Annotated in this window: 17 protein-coding genes; 11 read left to right on the plus strand and 6 right to left on the minus strand. The window is 46.1% G+C overall.

All coding sequences use genetic code 11. The annotated features are described in order from the left end of the window. The first annotated feature begins 70 nt into the window (after positions 1-70). The 7 genes from gspH to Q5H80_RS00565 are packed head-to-tail and all read left to right on the plus strand — an operon-like array spanning position 71 to position 5,335. Complete coding sequence (gene gspH / locus Q5H80_RS00535) at positions 71-664, plus strand: type II secretion system minor pseudopilin GspH (protein ID WP_304566286.1); 594 nt, start codon at positions 71-73, stop codon at positions 662-664. Continuing rightward, the gene (gspI, locus tag Q5H80_RS00540; RefSeq protein WP_304566288.1) at positions 651-1,025 is read left to right on the plus strand and encodes a type II secretion system minor pseudopilin GspI; all 375 of its coding nucleotides are present in this window, start codon (positions 651-653) and stop codon (positions 1,023-1,025) included. Before gspH ends, gspI begins: the two co-directional genes overlap by 14 nt. Continuing rightward, positions 1,012-1,815 carry a type II secretion system minor pseudopilin GspJ gene (gspJ, locus tag Q5H80_RS00545; protein WP_304566289.1) on the plus strand — a complete coding sequence of 268 codons (804 nt, stop codon included), beginning with the start codon at positions 1,012-1,014 and terminating at the stop codon, positions 1,813-1,815. The genes gspI and gspJ overlap by 14 nt, the downstream gene beginning before the upstream one ends. Then, positions 1,799-2,848 (plus strand): type II secretion system minor pseudopilin GspK, encoded by a 1,050-nt coding sequence (gene gspK / locus Q5H80_RS00550; RefSeq protein WP_304566290.1) that lies wholly within the window; start codon positions 1,799-1,801, stop codon positions 2,846-2,848. The genes gspJ and gspK overlap by 17 nt, the downstream gene beginning before the upstream one ends. Beyond that, positions 2,817-4,046 (plus strand): type II secretion system protein GspL, encoded by a 1,230-nt coding sequence (gspL, locus tag Q5H80_RS00555; protein WP_304566291.1) that lies wholly within the window; start codon positions 2,817-2,819, stop codon positions 4,044-4,046. Before gspK ends, gspL begins: the two co-directional genes overlap by 32 nt. Positions 4,047-4,065: 19 nt before the next feature. Next, positions 4,066-4,548 (plus strand): type II secretion system protein M, encoded by a 483-nt coding sequence (locus Q5H80_RS00560; RefSeq protein ID WP_304566293.1) that lies wholly within the window; start codon positions 4,066-4,068, stop codon positions 4,546-4,548. Between the two features lie 7 nt (positions 4,549-4,555). Further along, positions 4,556-5,335, plus strand: a complete 780-nt coding sequence (locus tag Q5H80_RS00565) for a type II secretion system protein N (RefSeq protein WP_304566294.1) — start codon at positions 4,556-4,558, stop codon at positions 5,333-5,335. Positions 5,336-5,488: 153 nt separating this feature from the next. Here Q5H80_RS00565 and cysQ read toward each other — a convergent pair whose 3' ends face one another. The 4 genes from cysQ to Q5H80_RS21100 form a co-directional block, all read right to left on the minus strand. Next, positions 5,489-6,316, minus strand: coding sequence for a 3'(2'),5'-bisphosphate nucleotidase CysQ (gene cysQ / locus Q5H80_RS00570; protein WP_009848015.1), 828 nt, complete (start codon positions 6,314-6,316; stop codon positions 5,489-5,491). A gap of 36 nt (positions 6,317-6,352) precedes the next feature. Continuing rightward, on the minus strand, positions 6,353-6,904 hold the full coding sequence (nudE, locus tag Q5H80_RS00575; RefSeq protein WP_304566298.1) for an ADP compounds hydrolase NudE: 552 nt from the start codon (positions 6,902-6,904) through the stop codon (positions 6,353-6,355). Positions 6,905-7,232: 328 nt separating this feature from the next. After that, complete coding sequence (nfuA, locus tag Q5H80_RS00580) at positions 7,233-7,817, minus strand: Fe-S biogenesis protein NfuA (protein ID WP_304566300.1); 585 nt, start codon at positions 7,815-7,817, stop codon at positions 7,233-7,235. 109 nt (positions 7,818-7,926) lie between these two features. Then, entirely contained in the window at positions 7,927-8,640 is a 714-nt protein-coding gene (locus Q5H80_RS21100; protein ID WP_369809702.1) for a ComF family protein, read from the minus strand. Between the two features lie 93 nt (positions 8,641-8,733). Between Q5H80_RS21100 and bioH the strand changes: the two genes are divergently transcribed. Both bioH and Q5H80_RS00595 read left to right on the plus strand, forming a co-directional pair. Further along, entirely contained in the window at positions 8,734-9,510 is a 777-nt protein-coding gene (bioH, locus tag Q5H80_RS00590; RefSeq protein WP_304566304.1) for a pimeloyl-ACP methyl ester esterase BioH, read from the plus strand. A gap of 339 nt (positions 9,511-9,849) precedes the next feature. Beyond that, positions 9,850-10,323: an ATP-dependent Lon protease gene (locus Q5H80_RS00595; protein WP_304566306.1), complete on the plus strand. Its 474-nt coding sequence runs from the start codon at positions 9,850-9,852 to the stop codon at positions 10,321-10,323. Between the two features lie 251 nt (positions 10,324-10,574). On the opposite strand, the gene Q5H80_RS00600 is transcribed toward Q5H80_RS00595, so the two are convergent. Both Q5H80_RS00600 and greB read right to left on the minus strand, forming a co-directional pair. After that, on the minus strand, positions 10,575-12,905 hold the full coding sequence (locus tag Q5H80_RS00600; RefSeq protein ID WP_304566308.1) for a Tex family protein: 2,331 nt from the start codon (positions 12,903-12,905) through the stop codon (positions 10,575-10,577). Positions 12,906-13,569: 664 nt separating this feature from the next. Beyond that, positions 13,570-14,052 carry a transcription elongation factor GreB gene (gene greB / locus Q5H80_RS00605; protein ID WP_012603019.1) on the minus strand — a complete coding sequence of 161 codons (483 nt, stop codon included), beginning with the start codon at positions 14,050-14,052 and terminating at the stop codon, positions 13,570-13,572. Between the two features lie 178 nt (positions 14,053-14,230). Between greB and ompR the strand changes: the two genes are divergently transcribed. Both ompR and envZ read left to right on the plus strand, forming a co-directional pair. Further along, a complete protein-coding gene (ompR, locus tag Q5H80_RS00610) occupies positions 14,231-14,950 on the plus strand; it encodes a two-component system response regulator OmpR (protein WP_009848007.1) in 720 nt (239 codons plus the stop codon). A 308-nt stretch (positions 14,951-15,258) separates the two neighbouring features. After that, entirely contained in the window at positions 15,259-16,554 is a 1,296-nt protein-coding gene (envZ, locus tag Q5H80_RS00615) for a two-component system sensor histidine kinase EnvZ (protein ID WP_065679086.1), read from the plus strand. The last annotated feature ends 13 nt before the right edge of the window (positions 16,555-16,567 follow it).

Consider the following 16,567-nt stretch of genomic DNA (forward strand, 5'->3'; position numbering starts at 1 on the left):
TGTTGATTGAACGGTTCGTGTTAGTTGATACGTTATTGATGGTAGGACGTAAACAGATGGAGTCTCCAAGGTGAAAACTAAGCAAAGACAGCCAGGTTTTACCTTGATTGAGATTCTCTTAGTGTTGGTACTACTGTCAGTAACGGCGGTCGCGGTGATAGCGACTATTCCGACCAATAGCAAAGATGTCGCTAAAAAATACGCTCAAAGCTTTTATCAACGAGTTCAATTACTCAATGAAGAGGCTATTTTGAGTGGCTTGGATTTTGGCGTTCGTGTCGATGAAAAGAAATCGACTTACTTTCTGATGGCTCTTAAGTCAGAAGGTTGGCAAGAAGTCGAATTTGAAAAAATCCCCTCTTCAACTGAATTACCGGAAGAACTCGCGTTGTCACTGACTTTAGGTGGTGGCGCATGGGAAGACGATGATCGTTTGTTCACTCCCGGAAACTTGTTTGATGAAGATATGTTTGCGGATCTTGAAGAGGAAAAAAAGCCCAAGCCACCTCAGATATACATCTTGTCGAGTGCTGAAATGACGCCATTTGTATTGTCGTTTTATCCAAATACCGGAGACACCATACAAGATGGTTGGCGTATTCGAGTGTTGGATAATGGTGTGATTCGACTGCTAGAGCCGGGAGAAGAAGATGAAGAGGAATAACCGTTCTCCTTATCGTTCTCGTGGTATGACGCTGCTTGAGGTGTTGGTTGCACTTGCTATCTTTGCTACGGCTGCGATCAGTGTGATTCGTGCTGTCACCCAACACATTAATACCCTCAGTTATCTAGAAGAAAAAACCTTCGCGGCGATGGTTGTTGATAACCAGATGGCCTTAGTCATGCTGCATCCTGAGAAGCTTAAAAAAGCGCAGGGCACGCAAGAGTTAGCGGGAAGAGAGTGGTTCTGGAAGGTGACTCCCATCGATACCAGCGATAATTTATTAAAGGCGTTTGATGTGAGTGTGGCAACCAGTAAGAAAGCTTCTCCAGTGGTCACGGTGCGCAGCTATGTGGTCAATTAAAAGCATGTGGTCAACTAAGAGCGTGTGGTTAAGTAAAATCGTGTCGTTAGCTAAGAGCAAGTCGCTAAGCAAGAGCATGTCCGCCAATAAGCGAGAGCCTCGTAAACAAGGTATATCTTCAAAAGGGAGAGGCTTTACTTTAATCGAAGTTTTGGTTTCGATTGCCATCTTTTCCACGTTAAGCATGGCGGCTTATCAGGTGGTAAATCAGGTTCAACGAAGCAACGAACTCTCTATTGAGCGCAGTGCTCGTTTAAATCAACTGCAACGCAGTTTAGTCATTTTAGATAATGATTTTCGCCAGATGGCGGTACGACAATTTCGTACCAATGGTGAAGAAGCATCATCTAAGCTGATCCTAATGAAAGAGTATTTACTGGATTCCGACAGTGTTGGCATCATGTTTACTCGCCTTGGTTGGCACAATCCACAGCAGCAGTTCCCTCGCGGCGAGGTCACGAAGGTAGGCTACCGCATAAAAGAGGAAACGCTTGAGCGTGTATGGTGGCGTTATCCCGATACACCTGCCGGCCAACAAGGTGTGATTACTCCTCTGCTTGATGATGTTGAGAACCTGGAGTTCGAGTTTTATGACGGAAGCCGCTGGGGCAAAGAGTGGCAAACCGATAAATCACTGCCTAAAGCAGTGAGACTTAAGCTGACACTGAAAGATTACGGTGAGATAGAACGTGTTTATCTCACACCAAGTGGCGCCTTAGATCAGGTCGATGATTCTTCAAACAGTGACTCTTCAGGCAGTAATGAGGGGAATAATGATTCATCAAACTAATAAGCCTGCACTGTCAAGACCTGCTGTGGGGCGTAAGCAGCGTGGTGTCGCGCTGATCATTATTCTGATGCTTTTGGCGATCATGGCAACCATAGCTGGCAGTATGTCTGAACGTTTGTTTACTCAATTCAAACGTGTTGGTAATCAATTGAATTACCAACAGGCCTACTGGTATAGCATTGGTGTGGAAGCGCTTGTCCAAGACGGCATTAGGCAAAGTTATAAAGATAGTGATACGGTTAATCTAAGCCAACCATGGGCGTTAGAAGAGCAGGTATACCCATTGGATTATGGCCAAGTTAAAGGGCGTATCGTTGATGCGCAGGCTTGTTTCAATCTTAATGCGCTCGCTGGAATTACGACGACATCAAGTAACCAAGCTCCTTATTTAGTGAAGGTTTGGCAAACCTTACTGGAAAACCAAGATGTGGAGCCTTATCAGGCTGAGGTTATCGCAAATTCAAGTTGGGAGTTTCTGGACTCTGATACTCGAGCCACCTCTTCGACGGGTGTAGAAGACAGCACTTATGAGGCGATGAAGCCAGCTTATTTGGCGGCGAATGGCTTAATGGCGGATGAATCGGAGCTGCGAGCCGTTTATCAGGTCTCTGGTGAGGCAATGGAAAAGGTACATCCATTTATTTGCGCTTTGCCCACTGATGATTTCCGATTAAACGTGAATACCATCTCGGAAAAGCAGGCGTCTTTACTGGAAGCAATGTTTGCACCCGGTCTAAGTGAATCGGACGCAAAACAGCTGGTAGACAAGCGGCCATTTGATGGCTGGGATTCGGTGGATGCGTTTATGGCTGAGCCTGCTATTGTTGGTGTGAGTGCTGAAGTCAGCAAACAAGCGAAAGCATATTTAACTGTAGATAGCGCCTATTTTGAGCTAGATGCAGAGGTATTAGTTGAGCAGTCTCGTGTACGTATACGAACGCTTTTCTATAGTAGTAATAGAGAAACAGTGACGGTAGTACGCCGTCGTTTTGGAGGAATCCGTGAGCGAGTTTCTGACCGTTCGACTGAGTAGCGAACCACAAAGCCCAGTGCAGTGGTTGGTTTGGTCGACAAGCCAACAAGAAGTGATAGCAAGTGGTGAGCTGTCTAGCTGGGATCAGCTTGATGAGTTAACGCCTTACGCTGAAAAGCGTAGCTGTATCGCTTTATTGCCGGGAAATGAATGCTTAATTAAGCGTGTTGAGATCCCGAAAGGTGCTGCTCGCCAGTTCGACTCTATGCTGCCATTTTTGTTAGAAGACGAAGTGGCACAAGATATCGAAGACTTACATCTAACCATTTTAGATAAAGATGCAACGCACGCGACTGTGTGTGGTGTAGATCGCGAATGGTTAAAACAAGCTTTAGACCAGTTTCTCAAAGCCAATATTATTTTCCGTAAGGTGCTGCCAGATACACTATCCGTGCCTGTTGAAGAACAAGGCATCAGTGCGTTGCAAATCGACCAGCATTGGTTATTGCGCCAAGGTCGCTATCAAGCGGTATCGATCAGCGAAGCATGGCTACCGATGTTCCTGCAAAGTGACTGGGTTGTCGCTTTGCAGGAACATCAAGCGACGACAATTTTCAGCTATACCGCGATGCCGAGCGACGACGTTCAGCAGCAAAGTGGTCTCGAGTGGCAGGCTAAGCCTGCTGAATTGGTGATGTCTTTATTGAGCCAACAAGCGATCACAAGCGGCGTAAATTTACTGACGGGCACCTTTAAAACCAAATCTTCTTTCAGTAAATATTGGCGTGTATGGCAGAAGGTGGCGATCGCTGCTTGCTTGCTGGTGGCCGTGATTGTGACTCAACAAGTGTTGAAGGTGCAGCAATACGAAGCACAAGCACAAGCCTATCGCATGGAGAGTGAGCGTATCTTTAGAGCCGTTCTGCCAGGTAAACAACGAATTCCGACAGTAAGCTACCTTAAGCGTCAGATGAATGATGAAGCTAAGAAATACGGTGGCTCAGGTGATGGTGACTCCTTACTTGGTTGGTTAGCATTACTGCCAGAAACGTTAGGACAAGTGAAATCGATCGAAGTCGAAAGCATTCGCTATGATGGCAATCGCTCTGAAGTTCGATTACAAGCTAAAAGCGCTGATTTTCAACATTTTGAGACGGCTAAAGTGAAACTTGAAGAGAAGTTTTCCGTTGAACAAGGGCCATTGAACCGTAATGGCGATGCCGTATTTGGCAGTTTTACCCTTAAGCCCCGTCAGTAACTGCGTAAGGAGATCAGTGATGAGAAATATAATTGAACCACTCCAAGCGTGGTGGACTTCAATAAGTCAAAGAGAGCAACGATTAGTCGTTGGTTGCTCAATTTTATTGGTAGTAGGTATCATTTATTGGGGGCTAATACAGCCCCTCAGTCAGCGAGCTGAACTGGCACAGAGTCGCATTCAAAGTGAAAAACAACTACTGGCTTGGGTTACCAATAAAGCCAATGAAGTGGTTGAACTAAAAGGCAATGGTGGCATTAGTGCTAGTCAGCCTTTGAATCAATCCGTGCCTGCATCTATGCGTCGCTTCAAGATTGAATTAATACGAGTGCAACCACGTGGCGAGATGCTGCAAGTGTGGATTAAACCTTTGCCATTTAATCAATTTGTTGATTGGCTGACATACCTGAAAGAAAAGCAGGGTGTTGAGGTTGAGTTTATGGATATTGATCGCTCTGATAGCCTTGGGGTTATTGACGTCAACCGACTACAGTTTAAATGAGGTTAATGTGAAACGCGGTTTATCTTTTAAGTATGGTTTGTTATTTAGCAGCATCTTTATCGTTTTTTTCTCGGTAAGTTTGTTGCTGCACTTGCCGGCTTCTTTTGTTCTCAAACATGCGCCCGTTGAACGTGGTTTAAGCATTGAAGACGTTGAGGGCACCGTTTGGCAAGGTCGCGCTAACAATATTGCGTGGCAGCGTGTCAATTACGGCTCAATGCAGTGGGACTTCCAGTTCTCTAAACTATTCCAAGCCAAAGCAGAACTTGCGGTTCGCTTTGGACGTAACAGCGACATGAACTTATCTGGTAAAGGGCTTGTCGGGTATAGCATGAGCGGTGCTTACGCGGAAAACTTAGTGGCATCAATGCCAGCTAGCAACGTGATGAAGTATGCGCCTGCTATCCCTGTGCCAGTGTCTATTGCAGGACAAGTTGAACTGACTATCAAACATGCTGTTTATGCTCAACCTTGGTGCCAATCGGGTGAAGGTACCGTGGCTTGGTCGGGTGCTGCGGTTGATTCTCCGGTTGGCTCGTTAGATTTTGGCCCTGTGATTGCTGACATCAGTTGTGAAAACAGCACTGTTTCAGCGAAAGGTAATCAGAAGAGTGCTCAAGTTGATAGTGAGTTTTCTGCGAGCGTAACGCCAAATCAAAGCTACACCTCGGCTGCATGGTTTAAGCCGGGCGCTGAATTCCCACCAGCGATGCAGAGTCAGCTTAAGTGGTTGGGCAATCCTGATAGCCAAGGTAAGTACCAGTTTACTTATCAAGGCCGTTTTTAGCCGAGTATCTACTTCTGAGCTCGTCTTTATAGGGTTAGTAAGTTGGGCGATCAAATCGTGAAATATAAAAAAAACGGGCACCTCATTGAGGTGCCCGTTTTATTTGTTCTGAGAATCTAGAGGATATCTGACGGTTAAAGAGAGCAAACAAGCCTAGTCTTTACCTTGTAAGATTTCTGCCCATGGTAAGTCAGCATCACCAAGCACAATGAAGTTCGGGTTTTCTAGCGTTTCTCTTTCATTGTAAGAGAGCGGCTCTAACTGGGTACTTAAGATTCGCCCTCCAGCTTCTTCAACAATGCACTGGGTTGCCGCGGTATCCCACTCTCCGGTTGGTCCAATGCGCAGATAACAATCGACAGCTCCTTCTGCGACTAAACATGCTTTAAGTGCAGCAGAGCCAAGAGGAACTAAGTCGTAGTTCCAAGCAGAGCTCATACGGTTAGTGATGCGATTGATGTCTTGGCGGCGGCTGATTGCCATCGCGATCGATTGGTTTGGCAGCTCGTGACGATGCGTTTTGATTTTAACGCTGTCATTAAGGTCTGGAATTTTCCATGCACCTTTACCACTGTAAGCGTAATAACTCACACCAGAAACTGGTGCGTATACCACGCCCATTACTGGCTTGTTGTGTTCGATTAGGGCAATGATTGTCGCGAAATCGCCACTTCGTGCGATGAACTCCTGTGTACCGTCCAGCGGGTCAACCAACCAGTAGCGATCCCATTGAGAACGTTGCTCTAGGCTGATATCAGCGGCTTCTTCCGATAACACCGGAATATCAGGTGTCAGTTCGCTAAGTTTTTTCGAGATCAGTTTATGAGCGGCGAGATCAGCACTAGTGACGGGCGTATCATCACTCTTGGTGAACTCTTCGTAATCTTTTTTCTCGTAGATCTCTAAGATCAGCTGCCCAGCAGAGCGAGCAATCTCAATGACAGAGGGCAGGAGGTGAGATAAATCTTTTGTTATTGGCATAAATATTCTCTTACTCTTCGAGTGATCCTGACTGTTTTAATTATTGTTTAATACGCGAAGGGCTAATAGTAGGGCGGTAATACTGCGAGCCTCACAGAAGTCGAGGTGCGTTAACAGTTCTTCGGCTTGAGCAAGTGGCCAACGTACAATGTCTAGTGGTTCTGGCTCATCGCCTTCTAGCTTCTCTGGATAGAGTTCTTCTGCGATAAACAGCGTCATTTTGCTAGAGAAATAAGAGGGTGCAAGGATCACTTCTTTTAGAGGAGTAAGCTTGTTGGCGCCAAAGCCAATCTCTTCTTTTAGTTCACGAACGGCGGCTTCATTTGGCTGCTCACCTAGATCAATTAGACCTTTTGGGAAGCCGAGTTCATAGCGCTCTGTGCCCGCAGCGTATTCACGCACTAACAGAATATCGCCTTGTTCAGTAATCGGAACCATCATTACTGCGTTTCGACCGCTGGGCTTCATACGTTCGTAAGTGCGCTCTTCACCGTTTGAAAAGCGCAAATCGAGAGACTCGATAGAGAACAGTTTTGATTGAGCGACAGTTTGTTGAGCCAAAATTTCTGGTTTGGTCCTTTTTGTCATTGCGCTCACTCCTTAACTCATTGGAATTCTTTCTTATAAAGTCATTCTAATATAGGGGAAATGACGGTGAGTTCCTAGATCCTAGCTTTCATATCCTAGAATTATTGGAGCAGGAACCGATTGCGATCACTTGAATACCTTACTGCAAATGGTAACGCCTCACCATTATTGGCATTGAACGGGAAATATACGGTTCAGGAGTACTTCTGCTGTTTTAAACACAAAAAAGGTTGATGCTTGCGCATCAACCTTTTTATTGAATCTTTAACTATCTATTGGCTAAGACTGTAAGAGTGCTTAGTCGTAGGAGCACTTAGTTGTAAAGTGCCTAGTAGTAAGAGTGCTCACCGCGATCGTGTTCAGTTGCATCACGAACGGCTGTCAATTCGCCTTCGAATTGTTGAAGAAGTTCTTTCTCGATGCCTTCTTTTAGCGTTACATCAACCATTGAACAACCGTTACAGCCACCGCCGAATGCAACGATAGCAGCACCGTCTTCAGTGATCTCTACAAGGCTAACGTGACCGCCGTGGCCAGCAAGCTGTGGGTTCACTTGGGTTTGGATTGCATACTCAACACGCTCTATCAAAGTTGCGTCGTCTGATACTTTACGCATTTTAGCGTTTGGTGCTTTAAGCGTTAATTGAGAGCCCATTTTGTCAGTCACGAAGTCAATCTCAGCTTCGTCTAGGAATGGCAGGCTTAACTCATCTACGTATGCAGAGAATGCTTCGAAAGACAGTTTTGTATCAGACGCTTCGATAGCATCTGTTGGGCAGTAAGAAACACCACACTCAGCGTTTTGTGTGCCTGGGTTTACCACGAACACACGAATGTTTGTACCTTCAGGCTGCTGTGACAGCAGATTGGCAAAGTGAGTTTGAGCTGTTTCTGTAATAGTAATATTTGACACGACGAATACCTGAGTAGATTTGTAGGTTATTAGCGCCATTCTACTCCTGTCAGACTTGTAATTCAGCCCTTTTTTGTTGGATTGCTATACAAGTATCGATTCACAGCTTCTATCCAGAGGGCTCAGGAGTGCGGCAGATACAGTAAATATCAATCCTTTTCACACCTACTTCAAGTAGTAATTGGCATAATTGATACACAGTACTGCCAGTGGTTACAACATCATCAATTATCGCGATGTGAGAGGGAAGATTTCCTTGAACATATTGTTTTCGAAGCGCAAAAGCACTCTTTAGATTGTGTAATCGTGTGGATTTAGTTAGCCCTTGCTGAGAGGCTGTTGAGCGAATTCGACGGAACAGCACCTCATCTTTAACGCCAATTTCTTGAGCTGTGTAATTAGCGAGCAGCTGACTTTGATTAAAGCCACGATGAATATATCGACGCCAATGCAAAGGGACACTGGTGATCATCGAAGCAGGATGCTCGATACGTGAAGCCAATAGCTTTGACAGATCGCGTGCAAACCAAAACTTATCGGCGTACTTCATTTGTTGAATATAACCTGCCGTTGGAAAGGTGTAGTCCCCTACACAATAGAGACGATGCCAAGGTGGAGGCTGTGATAAACATTGCCCGCACTGCTTTACTGTGATCAGTGTTTTTAAGCCACATCGTTGGCAGCGAGGAACTGGCTCAAAGAGTTTGAGACAAGAATTGCACCATCTAGGGTGAGCATCGTCGGGAAGCTTATCTAGCTTGCACAGGTGGCATTGAGGTGTGACCAGACGCGGTGTGTGTTTTTGTAGCCAATCGGATAACATAGCTCGTGATGCTTTTGGGTTATGGTGTTCCTTTTACTCACAATACTGAAAAGCGCGGATTATCGTTGATGGAAAAAGTAGGGAATATCGAGAATGAGTGACACGTTATATTGGCATGTTTCTGGGCAGGGGCCTGATTTAGTGTTGGTTCACGGCTGGGGAATGAACGGTGCGGTATGGCAACAAACCGTCAATGCACTAGAAGCTGATTTTCGAGTGCATGTTGTTGACCTTCCTGGGTATGGACACAGCGCGCACTGCCACGCTCAAGATCTTGAAGAGATAGCTCAGCAACTGTTGGTCGAAGCTCCTAAGCAGGCTATTTGGGTTGGTTGGTCACTCGGTGGTTTGGTCGCGACGCACATGGCGTTGCATCACTCAGATTACGTAAGCAAATTGGTGACTGTTGCCAGTTCTCCTAAATTCGCCGCTGCAAAAGAACCGGTTTTATGGCGAGGTATTCAACCAAACGTATTAAGCGCATTCACCGAACAGCTAGTTGAAGATTTCCAAACCACTATTGAGCGCTTTATGGCACTGCAAGCCATGGGCAGCCCTTCTGCAAGGCAAGATGTAAAACAACTCAAGCAAGCGGTACTGTCTCGTCCGCTTCCGAATCCTGACTCTTTATTGGCCGGCTTAAAGATGTTGTCTGATGTTGACTTGCGTGAACAGCTGCCGGAGATCTCAGTGCCTATGCTGCGTTTATACGGGCGACTGGATGGATTGGTGCCAATCAAGGTAGCAAAAGATCTGGGTAGAGCGCTGCCTCATACCGAGCAATATATATTCACGCAGTCTTCACATGCGCCGTTTATGACAGAAGCCGATGCCTTTTGTAGTGAACTGGTTAGCTTCGCGCAAAAATAATCACTAAATTTATTGCCGGATTGGTCGATATATAACCTAATACCACTCACAGTAAGTAAGTGTTTAAAAATAGCGTAGGAAAAAGGCTTTAGAGCAAGGCAGAGCTTTTTGATAAGTAGTTATTCTACAATCAAAAGTTCTAACGCCGTTATCGAGCATTTTAGCAAGCTAGGATGAGCAGTTATTTACTACGATTGGTATAACACCAAGGAATTGCATGATACTCAGACCTAACTCTCTCCAGAGTTGATTGCGGTAAGTTGGGCTATGCCTGTTGTGCTTACTCGGCACAACAGTGTTATGGCAATAGCGATGGGCGATTCTTGAGGAGAGTTCGCGATGATTGTGTCACCTGCAACTGCAGTAAGTGTGCCACTGATCGCCCCGTCCGTTAATGTGCAAACAGAGCAAGTTGCGCGTGATAATAGAGTCCGAGAGCCTGTTGCTCCCGCAGTAGCATTGGCGAGAACCAATGCAGAGCGTAAGGTAAAATCAGACGATAAACGAAGGCAGCAGTCGGCTTGGGATCCTTCAGACCATCCAGGTTATGAAATGGAGAACGAGTCAGAGGCCAATTCGGTTAGCCATGAAGAGCCACAAGATTCTTTTGACAGGTTGTTCAGCTTATTGGCACTGAGAACATACAGTGCTGATCAAGGAAAGGGCTATACCATGCGTTTCCGCCTGCCAAAGCATGTTTTAGATGCGGCGATTCAAGAGGGACAGATGGAGAAACGACGTAAGGTCATAAAATATCATTATGGTCATGCTGTTGCGCCTCATGCTCCATCAGAGATGCTGGTCGTATTATAATTATACTCTTCATACTTGAAGCTGCAGCGTTGTTAACTGCGTAAGTTCACCCTAATCACATAGAACCCCTATGTTCATAGGGCTGAACTTACTTGTTGCCTAGCTGCAACCCCAATTATTTTGAGTATAAACACGAAGAATACAACTAAGTTTCGATGTCTTTTTTGAACACATAATAAAAAAACCTGCATACCCTAAGGGATGCAGGTTTTCTGTTTTAAGCACATCCGTTTTGCAGACGAGCTAACGGATTACTTTTTCGCTTTTGCAAAAGCAGCAGCGAATGCTCCACCCATCGCCGCGTTTTGTTGTGGTTCCTCACGACGGCGTTGTCCACCTTGTGAGTTTTGGTTCGGGCGGTTTTGTGTGCGAGGTGCACTTGAACGTTGTGCGCGGTTATCTTGTCCCGGCTCATCCTTCATGCGCATGCTTAGTGCAATACGTTTACGCTGAACATCCACTTCCATGACCTTCACTTTCACGATATCTCCCGCTTTCACCACTTCTCGTGGGTCAGAGACAAAGCGATCGGTCAGCGCTGAAATATGCACTAACCCATCTTGGTGAACACCAATATCAACGAAGGCACCAAAGTTCGCTACGTTCGACACTACACCTTCTAAGATCATGCCCGGCTCTAAGTCTGAAACACTGTTAACGCCATCGGCGAAGGTTGCTGTCTTAAATTCAGGGCGAGGGTCACGGCCCGGCTTATCGAGCTCTTTGATAATGTCGCTTACCGTTGGTACACCGAAGTTTTCATTGGTGTAATCAATTGCGTGTAAACCGCGTAAGAAATCTGTGTTACCCACCAGAGATTTAATATCTTTGTGGTTTTTCTCAGCGATGCTTTTGACCACGGGGTAAGCTTCTGGGTGAACTGATGATGCGTCTAGTGGATTTTTACCATCCATAATACGCAGAAAGCCAGCACACTGTTCAAAGGCTTTTGGCCCCAAGCGAGCGACTTTCTTCAGCGTAGTGCGCGCTTCAAAACGACCATTCTCATCACGGAAGTCGACGATGTTTTGAGCGATGGTGCTAGAAAGACCTGCGACACGAGTCAGAAGCGCCGCAGAAGCGGTATTCACATCAACACCAACGGCGTTTACACAGTCTTCGACAATCGCATCTAGGCGCTTAGCAAGCATGGTTTGGCTAACATCGTGCTGGTATTGGCCCACACCGATCGATTTAGGGTCAATCTTCACCAGTTCTGCCAGTGGATCTTGCAGACGACGAGCAATAGACACCGCCCCACGAATTGATACATCCATGTTCGGGAATTCTTTTGCTGCTAATTCAGACGCGGAATAAACCGATGCGCCTGCTTCGCTAACAATGATTTTCTGCGCTTTTAGGTTGCCGCGTTTAATTACATCAGCCACAAAGCTGTCGGTTTCACGTGAAGCCGTGCCGTTACCGATCGCAATTAGGTCGACATTGAACTGGCGAACCATCTGCTCAACCACGTGCGCAGATTTGTCATATTGCTTTTGAGGTGGGTGAGGGTAAATAGTCTCTGTTGCCAAAACCTTACCAGTTGAATCCACCACGGCGATTTTCGAACCAGTACGTAAACCCGGATCCAAGCCCAAAGTTGCACGAGGACCAGCAGGCGCCGCCATCAGCAGGTCTTTAAGGTTGGTTGCGAACACTTCAATCGCTTCGATCTCACCGCGTTCTTTCATCGCGCCCATTAACTCGGTTTCCATGTGCATAGAAACCTTGATGCGCCATGCCCAGCTAATCACTTGCTTACGCCATGCATCTGCAGGAGCGCTGCTCAGGGTAATACCGTAGTGATCAGAGATGATGTTCTCGCAGTAAGAACCACGTACACCTTCTTCTTGCTCTGGGTCTGCATTCATTGCCAGCGTTAGGAAGCCTTCATTTCGGCCTCGCAACATAGCAAGCGCACGGTGAGAAGGCACTTTGTTGAGTGTTTCGTTGTGTTCGAAATAGTCTTTGAACTTCTCGCCAGCTTGCTCTTTGCCTGCCACGACACGCGAAACGAGTTCAGAGTTACGTGTTAGATGTTGGCGAATTTTTTCAAGTAGGTTTGCGTCTTCTGCAATACGCTCCATCACGATTGCACGTGCACCATCGAGTGCGGCTTTAGTATCAGCAATGCCTTTAGCGCTGCTGATGAAGTTAGCTGCTTCGGTTTCAGGATCGTGCTGTGGTTCATTCCAAAGTGTATCGGCAAGTGGCTCTAAGCCTGCTTCGATTGCGATTTGGCCTTTGGTACGACGCTTTGGTTTGTATGGCAGGTATAGATCTTCTAGGCGAGTCTTGCTGTCGGCTTGAGTGATGTCACGCTCCAGTTCTGGCGTGAGCTTGCCTTGGTCTTGAATCGATTTCAGGATTGTTTGGCGACGATCGTCGAGCTCGCGAAGGTATGAAAGGCGGCTATCAAGGTTACGTAGTTGGGTATCGTCTAAGCCACCCGTGACTTCTTTACGGTAGCGGGCAATAAAGGGAACGGTGTTACCGTCGTCAATTAGGTTTACTGCGGCGGTGACTTGCTCTGAACGAACATTCAGTTCTTCAGCGATCAGTCGACAGATAGCTTGGCTCATCCGATGAATCTCTTATTTAATATCATGACAAATACATGGGGGTGAGCGTACGCTTTTTCTAGCTTTAGCTGTGTAATTATCCTGTCAGAAGTCTAATTTCCGTTTCTGATACCCGCTTTGTGCGAGATCTCTCACACGTGGTGTGCGACTAAGTCACTTTAAATCGATGAAATAGCCTTAAAATAAATCTAAGTTACTGATTTTATTTGTTTGTGTGTTTGTGGGCGTATTTCCCACCTGAATTGTTTTTTGGGACTGTCTAGGAAACTCGCCCAAATACCGTAATATTTAACTTGTCGACAGGGAGTTGGCAGGAACAGGAAAAAGCCTAATGGACTAGGTATCTTCAGGATGAAGATTTGATTACTTAGGATGAGTGGTCAGCAAGGAAGTAATAATCTCTGGATGAGATTCGCCAGTCAGGATGACAGGCTAGAATGGACACCGCTAGGATGGCGATGAACAAAAAGGAAATTGGTTAAAGGATTTAGCCACTATCAAGGACAGATGCAGGGAGCACCTTATCTCGAAGAGATAAACAGTAGCCGGATTGCTGCGATAGAGACTTAACCCCGCTAGGCGAAAGCCTTGCGGGGTTTTCTTTTATCTGGCGTTTGGGTTTGCTTGAACACTCAGCCCATCGCTAAGTGTTTATTGGGTTTGATTATTCGTCGTCTGCGTAGCGAATCGAGTTAATGAACCACTCTTTGTCGCCTTCCGGTGTGGTTACCGTAAATTCGTCATCCACTTCTTTCTTGAGCAGAGCTCTAGCCATTGGTGAGTCGATAGAGATATAGCCTTTAGCATCGCCGTAGATCTCTTCAGGACCGACAATACGAAACTTCTTAATTTCCCCATCATCATTCTCAATTTCGACCCAAGCACCGAAAAAGACCTTACCTTCTTGTTGCGGTGAGTAATCCACGATCGTGACATCAGGTAAGAACTTGCGTAGGAAACGCACTCGGCGATCAATCTGACGAAGCAAACGCTTATTGAAGGTGTAATCTGCGTTTTCTGAACGATCTCCAAGGCTTGCAGCCCATGTGACTATCTTAGTAATTTCAGGACGCTTCTCGTGCCATAAGTGGTCATGTTCTGCTTTGAGCTTGTTATAACCTTCGCGGGTGATAAGTTTGGTTTTCATAAATCTGACTTAATGAAATGATGATCTAAGATAGAATATATAGAAAGGCAACATACGTTAACAATTATTTAGGCGACTTTTTCCCCAATAATGTTACATTTTTAATGTCTTATACCAATATACAATTTACCAAGAATGCTTAACCTTAGGTTTAAGCTTTAATAGGTGGAACCATTACATGCAAGAAAACTACAAAATTTTAGTGGTCGATGACGATGCTCGTTTACGTGCACTGCTAGAACGCTATCTGTCAGAGCAAGGCTTTCAAGTGCGTAGCGTGGCAAACAGTGAGCAGATGGACCGCCTGTTAACCCGTGAAAATTTTCACTTGATGGTATTGGATTTAATGTTGCCGGGCGAAGACGGTCTTTCGATCTGTCGCCGTCTAAGAAACGCAAACAACTCGCTACCTATCCTGATGCTGACCGCAAAGGGTGACGAAGTGGATCGCATTGTGGGTTTGGAAGTGGGTGCTGATGATTACCTGCCAAAACCATTTAATCCACGTGAACTGCTTGCTCGTATCAAAGCGGTAATGCGTCGCCAAGTGATTGAAGCACCGGGCGCACCAAGCACAGAAGAGTCTGTGGTTGAGTTTGGTGAGTTCCGCCTAAACCTAGGCACACGTGAAATGTTCCGCGGTGAAGAGCCTATGCCTCTTACCTCTGGTGAATTTGCGGTTCTGAAGTCACTGGTCACTAACGCTCGTGAGCCAATGTCTCGCGATAAGCTGATGAACATGGCGCGTGGCCGTGAGTATTCAGCGATGGAACGTTCTATCGATGTTCAGATTTCGCGTTTGCGTCGTCTAGTAGAAGAAGATCCAAGTAAACCTCGTTATATCCAAACGGTGTGGGGCTTGGGTTATGTATTCGTTCCAGATGGCAAAGCTGTGTAATCTAGCTTTGCTCGTTCTGTGATTCAGAATTTTTTATTTACGGGTCATCTCATTAATATGCGATGGCCCGTTTTGTATTCAGCACAATGAGAGATACCAATCGTAGTAAATAACTGCTCATCCTAGCTTGTTAAAACGCTCGATAACTTCGTTAGAAATTTTGATTGTAAAATAACTACTTATCAAAAATTGCAGCCTTGTTCTCAAGCCTTTTTCCGGCGCTATTTATGATCATTTACTTACTGTGATTGGTATTACAGCTATAGTTCCCACTATATCCCTTTATCATCCCTCACTTTAGGTCTTCTATGCGCATACGTAGCTCCTTTACTCAGTCGATAGTGCTCTTCTTAACCCTGCTGGTTGCTAGCCAAATTTTTTCTTATTACGCCGTGTTTAACTACGCTTTGATGCCGAGTTTGCAGCAGTTTAATAAGATATTGGCACATGAGCTAAACTTGGTATTGGACCAAGGCAGTGATATCGAGATTGATGCGCCACTGCGTCAGCGTGTACTTGAGCAGCTCGGGGTGACGGTTCATGCCAAGGACAGTGAAGCGTCGGGCGAGTACTATCATGCGGTCGCGATAGACCTGATGAGTGAGGAGATGACCAAAGAGCTCGGCTCTGAAACCGAAGTGCGATTGGTTTTGGGCAAAGAAAGTTACGTGTTGTGGATGGACATTGCGCAGTTGCCTAACTCCTTGATTCGTATTCCCCTGTCTGAGCTGCAAGAAGAAGACTTTGCGCCTCTATTTCGTAACAGTCTGATCATGGCGTTGTTGATTGTTGCTGGTGGTTGGCTGTTTATCCGCTTGCAAAATCGGCCGTTGATAGCCCTAGAGAAAGCCGCGCAAGGCGTTGGGCGAGGTGATATTCCACCGCCCTTACCAGTACAAGGTGCACAAGAGATTCGCTCGGTAACTCGAGCCTTTAATCAGATGTCGAAAGGCATTCAAGAACTCGAAGAAGATAGAGCCCTACTAATGGCGGGTATCAGCCATGATCTGCGTACACCACTCACGCGTATTCGCTTGGCGACCGAGATGATGTCGCCAGAAGACAGTTATCTAGCGGAAGGGATCATCAGTGATACTGAAGAGTGTAATGAGATCATCAGTCAGTTTATGGATTACCTAAAGCCTGTTGACCGAGACTCATTCCAGGCGGTATTTGTCGATGATATTGCGCGCGAGGTCTCTAGCTCTGAAGGTGGCTATGAGGTCCAGATTGAAACCGATATTCCAGAAACCATGAAACCTGCGTTGGGTAACCCGATCGCGATGAAGCGTGCAGTGAGTAATTTGGTGGTGAATGCGCTACGTTATGGTAATGGCTGGGTCAAAGTATCGACTGGTATGACGGCGGATAACAAGTTAGCTTGGGTGACGGTAGAAGATAATGGCCCGGGGATTCCGCAAGACCAAGTCGGTAAATTGTTTGAACCGTTCACGCGTGGTGATACCGCTCGTGGCAGTGAAGGTACCGGTTTAGGCTTGGCGATCGTCAAACGTATTGTCAGCCAACACCAAGGTGCCGTGGTGGTTAATAACCGCAGTGAAGGTGGCTTGAAGGCGCAGATCAGTTTCCCTGTGAAGCCTTAAATACTATTGGGAG

The organism is Vibrio sp. SNU_ST1 (genome assembly GCF_030563405.1).
Taxonomy (GTDB): Bacteria; Pseudomonadota; Gammaproteobacteria; order Enterobacterales; family Vibrionaceae; genus Vibrio.